The organism is Bradyrhizobium sp. PSBB068, assembly GCA_016839165.1.
Taxonomy (GTDB): Bacteria; Pseudomonadota; Alphaproteobacteria; order Rhizobiales; family Xanthobacteraceae; genus Bradyrhizobium.
The window spans coordinates 5,843,641-5,856,085 of sequence record CP069300.1; the positions used below are offsets into that span (position 1 = coordinate 5,843,641).

Annotated in this window: 11 protein-coding genes; 2 read left to right on the forward strand and 9 right to left on the reverse strand. The window is 62.9% G+C overall.

Annotated features, from left to right (window positions below; all coding sequences use genetic code 11):
* Together JQ507_27190 and JQ507_27195 are read left to right on the forward strand one after the other, a co-directional pair.
* Positions 1–1,005, forward strand: a complete 1,005-nt coding sequence (locus JQ507_27190; protein QRI68570.1) for an ABC transporter ATP-binding protein — start codon at positions 1–3, stop codon at positions 1,003–1,005.
* The gene (locus JQ507_27195) at positions 983–1,942 is read left to right on the forward strand and encodes an ATP-binding cassette domain-containing protein (protein ID QRI68571.1); all 960 of its coding nucleotides are present in this window, start codon (positions 983–985) and stop codon (positions 1,940–1,942) included. Before JQ507_27190 ends, JQ507_27195 begins: the two co-directional genes overlap by 23 nt.
* Here the strand turns inward: JQ507_27195 and JQ507_27200 are convergent.
* The 9 genes from JQ507_27200 to JQ507_27240 all read right to left on the reverse strand — a co-directional run bounded on the left by JQ507_27200 (position 1,939) and on the right by JQ507_27240 (position 12,353).
* Entirely contained in the window at positions 1,939–3,534 is a 1,596-nt protein-coding gene (locus JQ507_27200; protein QRI68572.1) for an ABC transporter substrate-binding protein, read from the reverse strand. The genes JQ507_27195 and JQ507_27200 overlap by 4 nt on opposite strands.
* A gap of 9 nt (positions 3,535–3,543) precedes the next feature.
* Entirely contained in the window at positions 3,544–4,377 is an 834-nt protein-coding gene (locus JQ507_27205) for an iron ABC transporter substrate-binding protein (GenBank protein ID QRI68573.1), read from the reverse strand.
* A 147-nt stretch (positions 4,378–4,524) separates the two neighbouring features.
* Positions 4,525–6,150: a chaperonin GroEL gene (groL, locus tag JQ507_27210; GenBank protein ID QRI68574.1), complete on the reverse strand. Its 1,626-nt coding sequence runs from the start codon at positions 6,148–6,150 to the stop codon at positions 4,525–4,527.
* An 85-nt stretch (positions 6,151–6,235) separates the two neighbouring features.
* A complete protein-coding gene (groES, locus tag JQ507_27215) occupies positions 6,236–6,523 on the reverse strand; it encodes a co-chaperone GroES (protein QRI68575.1) in 288 nt (95 codons plus the stop codon).
* A gap of 230 nt (positions 6,524–6,753) precedes the next feature.
* Positions 6,754–7,815, reverse strand: coding sequence for an LLM class flavin-dependent oxidoreductase (locus JQ507_27220; GenBank protein QRI73533.1), 1,062 nt, complete (start codon positions 7,813–7,815; stop codon positions 6,754–6,756).
* A 21-nt stretch (positions 7,816–7,836) separates the two neighbouring features.
* Positions 7,837–8,361 (reverse strand): OsmC family protein, encoded by a 525-nt coding sequence (locus tag JQ507_27225; protein QRI68576.1) that lies wholly within the window; start codon positions 8,359–8,361, stop codon positions 7,837–7,839.
* A 205-nt stretch (positions 8,362–8,566) separates the two neighbouring features.
* Positions 8,567–9,790, reverse strand: a complete 1,224-nt coding sequence (locus JQ507_27230) for an acyl-CoA dehydrogenase family protein (protein ID QRI68577.1) — start codon at positions 9,788–9,790, stop codon at positions 8,567–8,569.
* A gap of 2 nt (positions 9,791–9,792) precedes the next feature.
* Entirely contained in the window at positions 9,793–11,574 is a 1,782-nt protein-coding gene (locus tag JQ507_27235) for an ABC transporter ATP-binding protein (protein QRI68578.1), read from the reverse strand.
* Positions 11,571–12,353: an ABC transporter permease gene (locus tag JQ507_27240; GenBank protein QRI68579.1), complete on the reverse strand. Its 783-nt coding sequence runs from the start codon at positions 12,351–12,353 to the stop codon at positions 11,571–11,573. The genes JQ507_27235 and JQ507_27240 overlap by 4 nt, the downstream gene beginning before the upstream one ends.
* Positions 12,354–12,445: the final 92 nt, after the last annotated feature.

A 12,445-nucleotide genomic window follows, 5' to 3' on the forward strand; every position in this document is an offset into this window, starting at 1 on the left:
ATGGCACCCCTGCTCGACGTCCGCGATCTCACCATCGCCTTTCCAAGCGCAACGCCGGTGCGAAACCTCAGCTTCAGCCTCGCTCCAGCGGAAACGCTTGCCATCGTCGGCGAATCCGGCTCGGGAAAATCCCTGACGGCGTTGGCGCTGATGCGCCTGCTTCCCGGCACCGCGCGTATTGTCTCTGGTCGGGTTCGCCTCCGGGATGACGAGTTGCTCGTGCTCCCGGAGATCGAGATGCGCCGCCGGCGCGGTCGCGATATCGCAATGATCTTCCAGGAACCGATGACGTCGCTCAACCCGGTGCTGACCATCGGCCGGCAGATCACCGAGGTTCTGCAAGTGCATCGCGGCCTCTCAAAGGCGCAGGCGCGCCGTGAAGCCGCTGAACTGCTCGATCTGGTGCGCATTCCCAACCCTGAGCGGTGCCTGGACGACCATCCGCACCGACTGTCGGGTGGCATGCGCCAGCGCGTCATGATCGCGATCGCGGCGGCGTGCCGTCCGAAGATCCTGATTGCGGACGAGCCGACCACTGCGCTCGACGTGACCATCCAGGCTCAGGTGCTGGAACTGCTCGACCGCCTGCGTCGCGAACTGTCGCTTTCACTCCTGCTGATCACCCATGATCTCGGCCTGGTGGGCCAATGGGCTGACCGTGTCGTCGTCATGTACGCGGGGCGAAAGGTCGAGGAAGCGCCGCCTGGCGTCTTGTTCGAGCGTCCCCTGCATCCCTATACGCAGGGCCTTCTCGCGGCATCCCCGCGATTGCACGAGAAGCTGCACTACCGAAGCGCCAGGCTGTCCGAAATCCCCGGCAACATCGCTTCTGCCACCACCCAGGCAGGTTGTCCCTTTGCACCGCGGTGTCCGCACCGGTTGGCGCTGTGCCGGACCAATGTCCCGCACGAACGCGACGCGGCAATTGGACGGCGCGTTGCCTGCCACGTCGATCTCACCGAACCATCTCGCGGTCTGCCCCATGACGCTGCTGTCAGTTACTGATCTCAAGACCACCTATCGCGTCGGTACCGCCCCGGTCCACGCGGTGGATGGCGTATCGCTCGACATCGCGCCGGGCGAGACTGTCGGTCTCGTTGGAGAGTCCGGCTGCGGAAAGTCGACCCTCGGCAAGACGATCCTGCGGCTCGTTGAACCGTCGGCCGGCCGTATCGCGTTCGACGGCGTGGATCTCACCACGCTGCCGCAGCAGCGACTGCGGGCCTACCGGCGCAGGCTGCAGATGGTGTTCCAGGACCCGTTCGCCTCGCTCAATCCACGCCAGACCATCGGCGATATCCTGCTCGCACCGCTCGACGTCCATCGCGTCGGCTCTCGCGCCGACCGACGCCAGCGGGTCAGTGCAATCCTGTCCCAGGTCGGCTTGCCGGAGGACGCGATTGCACGCTATCCGCATGAATTTTCGGGCGGCCAGCGTCAGCGCATCGGAATCGCACGAGCGCTGGTCCTGGGACCGGACCTGATCATCTGCGACGAGCCGGTGTCCGCGCTGGATCTATCCGTGCAAGCCCAGATCCTCAACCTGCTCGCCGACATCAAGCGCGACTTGAAGCTGTCGCTGCTCTTCATATCCCACGACCTCTCGGTGGTGCGTTATCTGTCGGATCGGGTGCTGGTGATGTATCTCGGGCGCATCGTCGAAGCCGGCAGCCATGAGCAAATCTGGAAGAGCCCGCTGCATCCCTACACCCGCGCGCTGATCGACGCTGTCCCGGACCCCGCCCGGCGGCGCTACGCAGCACCCCTGCCAGGCGACCTGCCGGACCCACGCAACGCGACCAAGGGCTGTCGCTTCCAACCACGCTGTCCGCTAGCAACGGAGCTCTGCAAACAGCAGTCTCCTGAGCTGCGCAGCGCGCGCTCCGGCCAGCGGGTTGCATGCCATCACGCCGAGATAATTGCAGTATCGGGCCCGACCTAACCGCGCAGCCAAACGCCCGCAAAATTGCCCTGAACACCGGCACTATCGACGGTGTGGCCGATGACCTTCCGGTTGTAGACAGTCACCGGTTTGCTCAGCATCAAGGGGAGCACCGGAAGCTCATCCGCGACAACCTCCTGAAAGCGATCAATCAGCGCCCTGCGCCTGGTCGTGTCGGATTCGACGGCAATCTGGGCAAAGAGCTGATCGACCTCCGGATTGGAGTAATGGCTCGCATTGGTGAAGGCCACACCCTTCCGATAGTTGTCGCTGGTGAAGAACCGCTGCAGGCCGACCGTCGGATCGAACATGTTGGTGAAGGGGTGAAAGGTGAAGTCGTAGTCGCGGTCGGTATAGACCCGCTTCAGATAGCTTGGAAAATCCTGCCCGCGAACGGTCACGTCGATGCCAACGGCGGCCAACGCGCTCTTCAGGGCTTCGCCGCTGCGCTTGAAGTTCTCGCCAAAGGGTTGGAAGTCATGCGTCAGCGCAAACCGCCAACGGCCTCTCAGGGGGAAGCCGGCTTCGTCCAGGAGCCTGGCCGCTGCCTTCGGATCATAAGGGTATGTCGGGACCTTGTCGTTGTAGAACCGCTTCAAGGTCGGACTGACGATGCTGACCGTCCGTTCTCCCAGTCCGTACCAGGCCACGTTGAGCACCACGGCGGGGTCGACCGCATGCGCGATCGCCTTCCGAACTTGCGGGCTCTTCAGGATCGGATGATCCAGATTGAACTCCAGGCCGTACAGCGTCGGAGAGTATTCGTAACCACGCGTCTCCTGGCCCAGATGCGGAAGGGAGCGGAAGCGCTCGAGATCCAGCGGCGAAACGGGCGTCGATCCGCCGAGGTCGAGCTCACCGGTTTCAAATGCGACGGCGCGCGCAGCCCCGTCAGGAATTACGCGGACCAGCAAGGCGTCAAGATATGGCTTCGGGCTGTCCCAGTAGTTCGGATTGCGGACATAACCGACATAGTTGCCGAGCACCCATTCCTTGAAGACGAAGGGCCCGGTCCCAACTGGCGCACGATTGTTCGGGTTCTGCAGCGGATCGCCCTTGCCGTCGTAAATGTGACGCGGGACGATCGGAGACTCGCCCGCCGCCAGCGCGTAGAGCAGATACGGCGCTGGCTTCGACAGTTTAAGCACGACCGTATGCTCGTCGACCGCACCGGATTCGAGCAGGTTGGCAAAGGTCGTACGACCACGTGGATGCGCGGATTTGAGAAGACCGATGGAATAAACGACGTCCGCGGCCGTAAACGGCTGGCCGTCATGCCATTTAACGTTCCGCCGCAACTCGAAACGATATTGCAACCCGTCTTCGCTGACGCTCCAGGCCGTTGCGAGTTGCGGTCTGGGATTGAGCTCGAAGTCGTAGGTCAGCAGCCCCTCGACCACCTTGGTGCTGGCCTGGATAGCCGGCCCCTCCGTCGTGTTGAAGCACACCAGCGTGGTCGGTTCGGGTTGGATCACGAAGGATAGCCGCCCGCCGGCGCGGGGACTGCCCTCCTGCGCCCGCGCACCGCCAGCCGGCGCCGCGAGGGCAGCCACGCTTGCCGTGACGAACGTTCGTCGGGAAATCGAGACCATTTTGCTTGCCTACGACCCCGGGAAGGTCACGAGCGATCCGTAAAGCTCGCGCAACTTGGCATGCACAGCCTCGGAGTCGCGATAGACCGCGATGAAACGGCTCAGGCGCGCGTCGTCCTTCAATTCTGGCCGCGTCACGAACTGAAAGGCATAAATCGGTTCATTCTCGAAGATCAGGCCCGAGGACGGATCGAGCCCCGCAAGCCTCGCAAACGTCGGATAGGTTGCCGCGGCGTCAACGTCATCAAGGGAACGCGCAATCTGCGGCCCTTCGAGTTGGACCAGCTTCAATGGCTTGCGGTATGCGACGATGTCCTCGATCTTTGCACGATGATCGGCCCCCGGCTTGAGCTCGATCAGGCCGGCTCGCTGCAGGAGCAGCAGCGCTCGACCGGTGTTCACGGCATCACTTGAGATCGCGATCCGGGCATTGTCCGGGAGATCCGGGATTGACTTGTATTTCTTGGAATAGAGTCCGAATGGAGTGCTGAAAGCCGGCGCGACGGGAACGAGCTTGTAGCCTGCATTCTTGATGCTGAATTCAAGGAATGGAACGTGCTGGAACAGATTCGCGTCGATCTCCTTTTCGGCGACCGCGCGATTTGGCGTATTCCAGTCGTTGAACTCGATCAGTTCAACGTTCAGGCCCTGCGCCTTGGCTTCGCGCGCCGCAATCTCGGCGGCCTGGTTCGATATGCTGGTCGCAAGACCGATCCTGAGCGGTCTTTCATCGGCCGAAACCAGCGATACTCTGGCAAGCAACCCGAAGAGCGCCAGGCCAATCGCGAAATCTCGCCATGTCCGGCCCAGTTTGGACGAACGATACAGGCTCTCCTGTGACACTGTCTTCCCTTCTTGCTGCGGCCAGGAAGGCTGGTCCCTTGGTGGCGGAGCCGACTGTCGCGGGAGACCCGACCAAAGCCGCCGTTTGGTCGTTTCTCCTCGCGACAGTCCCGTTCTGATCAATCGACCGGCGAGACGGCCGGCTGCTCAGAACTCTCCCCCCGCCCCGGGAGCTGCGATTGCTGGCTTGTCCTTTGGCAGTTCGGCGACCAGCGCTTCCGTGGTCACGATCAATGAGGCGACCGAGGCCGCATCCTGCAACGCGGTTCGCACCACCTTCGCCGGGTCGACGATCCCAGCCTCGATCAGGTCGACATACTCCTCGGTCTGCGCGTTGAAGCCGTAGGTCGGCGATCGCTGCTCCAGGATCTTGCCGACTACGATGGACCCCTCAACGCCGGCATTCTCGGCGATCTGCCGGATCGGACTTTCCAGCGCCTTGAGCACGATGTTGATCCCCGCCTGCACGTCGGGATTGCCATGGCTCAGCCGGCCGATGGCGGCCTTCGCCCGCAACAGCGCAACGCCACCGCCCGGCACGATGCCTTCGGCGATTGCCGCGCGCGTCGCATTGAGCGCGTCGTCGACGCGGTCCTTCTTCTCCTTGACCTCGACCTCGGTCGCGCCACCGACGCGGATCACCGCAACGCCGCCCGAGAGCTTGGCAAGCCGCTCCTGCAGCTTCTCGCGGTCATACTCCGAAGTGGTCTCCTCGACCTGCGCCCTGATCTGGGCGATCCGGCTGTCGATATCCTTGCGCTTGCCGGCGCCGCCGACGATCGTCGTGTTCTCCTTGTCGATCCGAACCCGCTTGGCACGGCCAAGTTGCGACAGTGTCACATTCTCGAGCTTGATCCCGAGTTCATCCGAGATCGTCTGCCCCCCGGTCAGGACCGCGATATCCTCAAGCTGCGCCTTTCGCCGATCGCCGAACCCCGGCGCCTTCACGGCAGCCACTTTCAGTCCGCCGCGGAGCCTGTTGACGACCAGGGTCGCGAGCGCCTCGCCCTCGACGTCCTCGGCGACAATCAGCAGGGGCTTGCCGGACTGCGCGACCGCCTCAAGTACCGGCAGCAAGGGATGCAGCGAATTCAGCTTGGCTTCGTGGATCAGAAGATAGGGATCCTCGAACTCGACCAGCAATTTCTCCGCATTCGTGACGAAATAGGGCGACAGATAACCACGGTCGAACTGGAGGCCTTCCACGACATCGAGCTCGGTGTCGAGGCTCTTTGCCTCCTCGACGGTGATGACGCCGTCATTGCCGACCTTCTTGACGGCGTTGGCGATGATCTTTCCGACTGCGACATCGCCGTTCGCCGAGATCGTGCCGACCTGGGCGACTTCTTCGGAGGACTGGACCTTTCGCGCCCGCTTCTCGATGTCCTTGATCGCTTCGGCGACGGCCAGATCGATACCGCGCTTGAGGTCGAGGGGATTGAGGCTTGCTGCGACGGCCTTTGCGCCCTCCCGAACAATGGCTTGCGCCAGCACGGTGGCGGTCGTGGTGCCGTCGCCGGCGAGGTCGTTGGTCTTGGAAGCGACCTCGCGCAGAAGCTGCGCACCGATGTTCTCGTACCTGTCCTCGAGCTCGATCTCCTTGGCAACGGTCACGCCGTCCTTGGTGATCCGCGGAGCCCCGAACGCCTTTTCAATGACGACATTGCGCCCTTTGGGGCCGAGCGTCACCTTGACGGCGTTGGCAAGCGTGTCCACGCCGCGCAAGAGGCGATCGCGGGCATCGGTCGAGAATTTCACATCCTTTGCAGCCATATGCACTGTCCTTCGAGCAAGACTGTCCCTGCCGCGCACAAGACTGCGCGGTTGGACATCGTTGAGGTGTTGTTGATGACGAGGCCTAGGCGATCACGCCGAGAATGTCGGATTCCTTGGCGATCAGCAGATCTTCGCCATTGATCTTGACCTCTGTTCCGGACCATTTTCCGAACAGGACCCGATCGCCTTTCTTCACGTCGAGTGGATGCAGCTTGCCGGTTTCATCCCGCGCCCCGCCGCCGACGGCGACGACTTCTCCTTCCTGAGGTTTCTCCTTCGCGGTGTCGGGAATGATGATTCCACCCTTGGTCTTGTTGGTCTCCTCGATGCGGCGGATCACCACACGATCATGCAACGGACGAAAGCTCATCGGGACTACCTTCGAAAATTTCTGAGTTCAAGTTCGCGCATCAACGGCGCAATTTCGCCTTTGATGTCTTCAAAACGTTATGGTCGCGATGATTTCGTGTCCATATCAAATTGCGCTACCGAAATAGACGATTGCTGCCGATGCAGCGCGACGCGGAAAACGTTTCGGTCGGTGAAATGCAATGACACCCTGCAAGTCCTCGATGGCGAGACCCGCAGGGTGTCACGCCGCTAAGCTGCGGCCCTGCCCTGCAAGTGCCGCACGCGGGGAATCACGTGTTCGGCGAAGCGCGCCATGTTCTCGTCGACCGGCTGGAATTGCAGCATGAAGAGTTCGACACCAATCGCATTGAACTCGACGATACGCCTGGCGACCGTGTCATAGCTGCCGACCAGCCGCGCCGAGGTGCCGCCATTGGTCCCGACTCTTGCCTCCTTGGCCGCGGTCTTGAACATCTGCGCTTCGGGATCCGCATTCGCCACCAACCGGGCGCGCGCCGGCTTGTCTTGCTCCGCGATGGCAAACAACTTCGTCAGCTCGGCCTCCGCTTCGGCATCCGTCTCGCGGGCGATAACGAAGGCGGACATCCCGAAGCGGATCGGCGCTCCAATACGCGGCCTGTGGGCGACATCCTGGATCAGGGCGCGAATATCCTGAAGCGGCTGCCCATTCATGAAATAGACATCCGCGGCGTGAGCCGCGAGCGCCCGTGCCGCTTCCGACTCGCCGCCAAGATAGATCGCCGGTCGTGGCCGGAACTCGTCGCGCGGACGCAATTGATAGGCCTCGATGCTGAAGTGCTGCCCCCGGAAATCCACGCGATGGCCGGATGTCAGCCGCTCGAAAATCTCGACCCACTCCCGCCCATAGGCGTAGCGATCGTCATGATCGGGAAAGCCAATTCCCGAGCGCTCCAGTTCCGGACGGTACCACGCATTGACCAGATTGATGCCGAACCGCCCCTCACTGATATTCTCGATCTGCAGCGCCATCTTCGCGAGCACGACCGGGTGCACCAGCAAGGGCTTGATCGCGGCAATCAGCTCGATCCGGCCGGTCAGCGCGGCAAGGGCGGCCGCGCCGGTCCAGGTTTCGAGCAGATCCTGGTCGTCACCGCTCGGATGGATGATGTGCTGCGCAAGCAGCGTGGATTCATACCCAAGCGCTTCGGCCTGCAAGATCTGGGCACGAACGCGTTTCCATGACGCATCGGGCGGATCGCTGGGATGATGTCGGGAGGCCCAGCTGCCATGGGTGAGCGCCCATACGCCAAATCGCAGGGGTAACGTCATGCTCGAAACCTCGCGGTCCAATCACTCGGCGGCCGCGCTCAACGAACCCTGCCGCAGCGAAAGCTGCACAGGCGTCGGATTGCGAAGGATATCGAGCACCGGACAATGGGCGTCGACGACCTGCTTGAGACGCTCCAGCTCCGCCTGCGGGGCTGAGCTGTCGAGGATCACCTCGGCTTCGATCCCCTGAAAGCCCGCTCTGATGTCGGGTTGCACGTTGAAGAAGCCGCGCAAATCAATTGTCCCGGTGAGACGAACCGAGACACCATCAAGCGGAATGCCGAGCGCGTCCGCATAGAGCCGGTAGGTGATCTCCTGGCAGGACCCCAATGCAGCCAGGACGTATTCGACCGGGTTCGGCGCGGTGTCATTCCCGCCAAGGCCCGGAGGCTCGTCCACCGCGACATGAAACTGGCGGATTGAAACGGCGCTATTGACACCATCACCGAGGCGCGACTGCGCATGGAACGCGGCCTGAGCCTGCGCCGGGTCTACGCCCAATGCAGCCTGGGTTCCGGTGAACACGTCCTTGAACTTGAAGCTCATCGCAAGTCCCTTCGCTTGAGTAAGCTACGACGGCGAAATTGTGAGCCCGCACAACCTGCTTATCAATCGAGCCGCGACAAAAACGATGAACAGAGCCTCGCAGGTCGGATCGCCAACACATTCGTTCCACGGCTCGACCAGTGTGAAGGAAAACCGTCGCGGTCGCAGGCGCGTCGTTCGGCAGGCGATGCAGCCAGCCGCCGTCTTACGCCGTGCCGATCCGGTACTGGCCCGGCGGAGGTGTTCCGTTGACCGCGAAATCACCGACGATGCGATCCCGATAAACGCGAGGGTTATGGTTGGTGATGGTCCGTGCATTGCGCCAGTAGCGATCAAGCGCCAGATTGCGCGCTGCCGATGATGCACCCAAGGCATCGAAGAAGATCGTGGTCGCCTCCAGGATCAGGCTTGAGACAACCGTGACGGCCTGATCGAGCTCGAGCTCGGCAATGGCGACAGCAGCGGCAATTCGATCCTCATCCTGAGAGAGCTGCGATTCATGGGCGCGCTGCAAGGCCTCGGCGACCTTGAGCACGATTGCCCCGGCCGCATAAGCGTTGCCGCGTACCCTGCCCACCACCTGAAGTATCTGCGGGTCCGCCGCTACGCGATCGGCGTTGCCGTGGCTGAAAACCCGCGTCCGCTGCTTGACCAGATGCGCAACGTCATTGGCCGCGGCACGCCCAATGCCCGCGAGTGTTGCAAGGTGCACCAGTTGGTAGAATGGATTGGAATATTTGAACCGTGCGGTCACCGGAATGACCTGGTTACCCTCGACCGGAACATCCTTGAAGATCGTCGTGCCGCTCGCCGTGAGCGCCTGGCCAAAGCCGTCCCAATCGTCGAGCACCTCGACCCCGGGCGAATGGCGGGAAACGACGACACCGACCGGCTCGCCATTCTCATGCTGGGCCGCGATGTTGATCCAGTCGGCGAACAGCGTGCCGGTCGTGTAGTATTTGCGGCCGTTGAGCACCAGCTGCCCGTCCTTGCTGGAAACAGTGGTCGAGAACGCCTGCAGCTTGTTGTCGCCGACCTCACTGTGCCCATTGCCGAACAGGGTCTTCTCGCCGATGCGGCGCAGCCACAGTTCGCGGCGCTTTGGATCGGCCGAGTTGAGCACGTCCTCCGTGAAGCCAAAATGCGAGCGGAGCGAATTGGTGACGTTCGAGTCGGCCTCCGACAGTTCGATCAGCAGGTTGAACAGCTCCGGCAGCGTCGCGCCGGCACCGCCAAACTCGTCCGGCACCCGCACGGTCGTGAAGCCAGCCGCGCGCAACGCCTTGATCTCGTCATAGGGCAGGCGCCGCTCAAGATCGCGCGCGACGGCGGTGTCCTTGATCGAGCGGAACAACGGCCGAAAGGGTTCGGCAAGGTCTTCATATCGTGACGACGGGCCACTGCCCCAGGCTTGATCGATCTGCGTCATCGCTATCCTCCTGTTGCGGCTTCTGTCCCTTGAGCAGGACCGGCGACGATTGCGCCGGCAACTTGCGCCCGGGCGGTCAATCCACGCTGGATATCCGGGACTGCGGCGAGCAGCGCCCGCGTGTAGGGCTGTTGCGGATGTCCGAGCACCGCCTCGACGGTGCCCTGCTCAACCACGCGACCGTCGTGGAAAACGAGCACCCGATCGGCCAGATGTTCGATCACGCCGAGATCATGCGAGATGAAGAGCAGCGCCATGCCAAGCTTCGACTGCAACTCCGCAAGCAGGTCCAGCACCTGAGCCTGGATGCAGATATCGAGCGCCGACACCGGCTCGTCGCAGACGATCAGGGCGGGTTCGGCCGCCAATGCCCTCGCGATCGAGACCCGCTGACGCTGGCCGCCGGACAGCGACCTCGGCCGGCGTTCGAGGTATTCGGCACTCAGACCGACGAGCTCAAGCAGCGAAACGATGCGTTCACGCTGCTGCTTGCGCTCCGGCAGGCCCGCGAGATTTTCAGCGATGATGTCCTGAACGCGATAGCGGGGATCGAAACTGCTGAGCGCATCCTGCGGAATATATTGCAGCTTACGCCGAAGCGGCCGCCGCCCTGCTTCCGAGACAGTCGACCAGGGGCGACCGAGCAACCGCACCTCTCCCTGATCGGGTGAAAGCAGGCCGAGAACGATCTTGGCGCAGGTCGATTTGCCCGAACCCGACTCGCCGACGATGCCGACGACCTCGCCCGCCCTGACGTCGAAGCTGACGTCCTGCAGCACAGTCGAACGGACACGCCCCGTCGCCTTGGGCGAAATGTAGCTCTTGGAAATCATCTCGACCTCCAGAACCACCTCGCCGGCCTCGCGGCGGGACGGCAACGGCTCACGCGTGATCGTAACGGTATCTCCGTTTCCGGCGTTCACTGCCGCGAGCTCAATTCGCGCCGACGCGAGCCGCGCTCCGCGTGAGCGGACCGACGGAACGGCCGCGATCAACTGCCGCGTATAGGAGTGTCGTGGCCGGGTCAGCACGTCGTGGGTCGGTCCTCTGTCGACGACCCTGCCGTCACGCATCACTATCACCCGGTCCGCGATTCCGGCGACGACGGCGAGATCGTGACTGATCAGCAATACGCCCGCACCGTCGCGGATTCGTTCCGCGAGCACTTGCAGGACTTGCGCTTGCACGGTGACGTCGAGAGACGTGGTCGGCTCGTCTGCAATGATCAGATCGGGATTGGCGGCGATTGCCGATGCGATCAGCGCACGTTGGCGCAATCCGCCCGAAAGTTGATGCGCATACTGCATGGCGCGATCCGCCGGATTGGGAATGCCGACCCTGCGCAGCGTGTCCAGCGTTCGCTCCCGGATCGATCCGGGATCGGTCAGAATCCCGTGACTGGAGATCACTTCGGCGACCTCCTGTCCGATCGTGCGCAACGGGTCGAGCGAGACCAGCGCATCCTGCATGACGAGACCGGTGACCGTTCCACGCAGCTTGCGCCAGTCGGCCTCCCGATAGCCGCGCACATCGCGGCCCTTGATCTCGAAGCGACGGGCGGTTGTCGTGGCCCCCTCTCCAGCGAGGTTCAACAGGCTTCGCGCGGTCACGCTCTTGCCTGAGCCGGACTCACCGACCAGTGCGACGCACTCGCCGGGCCGGATCGTCAGATCGACGTCGATCACGATCGGCCTGTCGGCATTTGCGCCGGCAAAGCCCACATTCAGGCCCAGGATCTCGACCAGCGGAGCCTTTAGCTCGGGCGCGGATTGACCGGTGCTCATGCCATCCGCCCCTCGAATTTCTTCTGCAGGAAGTTGCCGACCACACTGAAGGCGATCACCGTGGCCGTGATCGCAAGGCCCGGGAACACGCCCGGCCACCACGCGACCCGCAGCACGTCGCGGCTCTCCGCCAGCATGACGCCCCATTCCGGCGTCGGCGGCTGCGGGCCGAGACCCAGGAAGCTCAGGCCCGACACGATCAGGATGGTGCTGCCGATATAGACGGTCGCGATGATCGGAATGGCGACCAGCACATTGGGCAATACGTGGCGCAGAAACACCTGCCGTTGGCTCAATCCATAGATTGTTGCCTGTGTCACGTAATCCGCGTCGCGCACCAATTGGGTCTGCGCCCGGACCACGCGGCCGAACTTGGGAATGCCGGCGATCCCGACTGCGATCGCGATATTAAGCATGCCCTGGCCGAGGAAGGTGACGATCAACATCGCAAGCAACACACCCGGAAAGGACGACAGCATGTCGAACAGACGCGACACGGATTCATCGAGGATCCGATTGCGCTGGCCGGCGATGATCCCGAGAATCACACCCAGACCGAGCCCGACGGCAACGCCGCCGAAGCCGATCAGAAGCGAGTACCGGGTGCCATAGATGGTTCGCGCAAAGACGTCGCGGCCAAGGCGATCAGTGCCGAACAGATGGGCCCAGCCTGGCGGCTTCAGCCCCTCGGTGAAATCGCCGACGAGCGGATCGAAATGGGTGAACAGCGACGGCGCCGTCGCCGCAGCGATCAGGAGCAGCACGAATGCCACGGCCACCACAAACGCGAGGGGCGGACGACGCCGAACCGCGGGCACTGGAAGCGAAGTTTCGAACCCGACGAGGTCCTCAGGTCGATCGAGCGGGACGG

What these genes read in the sequence shown, in the direction of transcription:
- JQ507_27190 (QRI68570.1), top strand. Translation starts at nt 1, where the DNA reads ATGGCACCCCTGCTCGACGTCCGCGATCTCACCATCGCCTTTCCAAGC.
- JQ507_27195 (QRI68571.1), top strand. Translation starts at nt 983, where the DNA reads ATGACGCTGCTGTCAGTTACTGATCTCAAGACCACCTATCGCGTCGGT.
- JQ507_27200 (QRI68572.1), bottom strand. Translation starts at nt 3,534, where the DNA reads ATGGTCTCGATTTCCCGACGAACGTTCGTCACGGCAAGCGTGGCTGCC.
- groL (QRI68574.1), bottom strand. Translation starts at nt 6,150, where the DNA reads ATGGCTGCAAAGGATGTGAAATTCTCGACCGATGCCCGCGATCGCCTC.
- groES (QRI68575.1), bottom strand. Translation starts at nt 6,523, where the DNA reads ATGAGCTTTCGTCCGTTGCATGATCGTGTGGTGATCCGCCGCATCGAG.
- JQ507_27220 (QRI73533.1), bottom strand. Translation starts at nt 7,815, where the DNA reads ATGACGTTACCCCTGCGATTTGGCGTATGGGCGCTCACCCATGGCAGC.
- JQ507_27225 (QRI68576.1), bottom strand. Translation starts at nt 8,361, where the DNA reads ATGAGCTTCAAGTTCAAGGACGTGTTCACCGGAACCCAGGCTGCATTG.
- JQ507_27230 (QRI68577.1), bottom strand. Translation starts at nt 9,790, where the DNA reads ATGACGCAGATCGATCAAGCCTGGGGCAGTGGCCCGTCGTCACGATAT.
- JQ507_27235 (QRI68578.1), bottom strand. Translation starts at nt 11,574, where the DNA reads ATGAGCACCGGTCAATCCGCGCCCGAGCTAAAGGCTCCGCTGGTCGAG.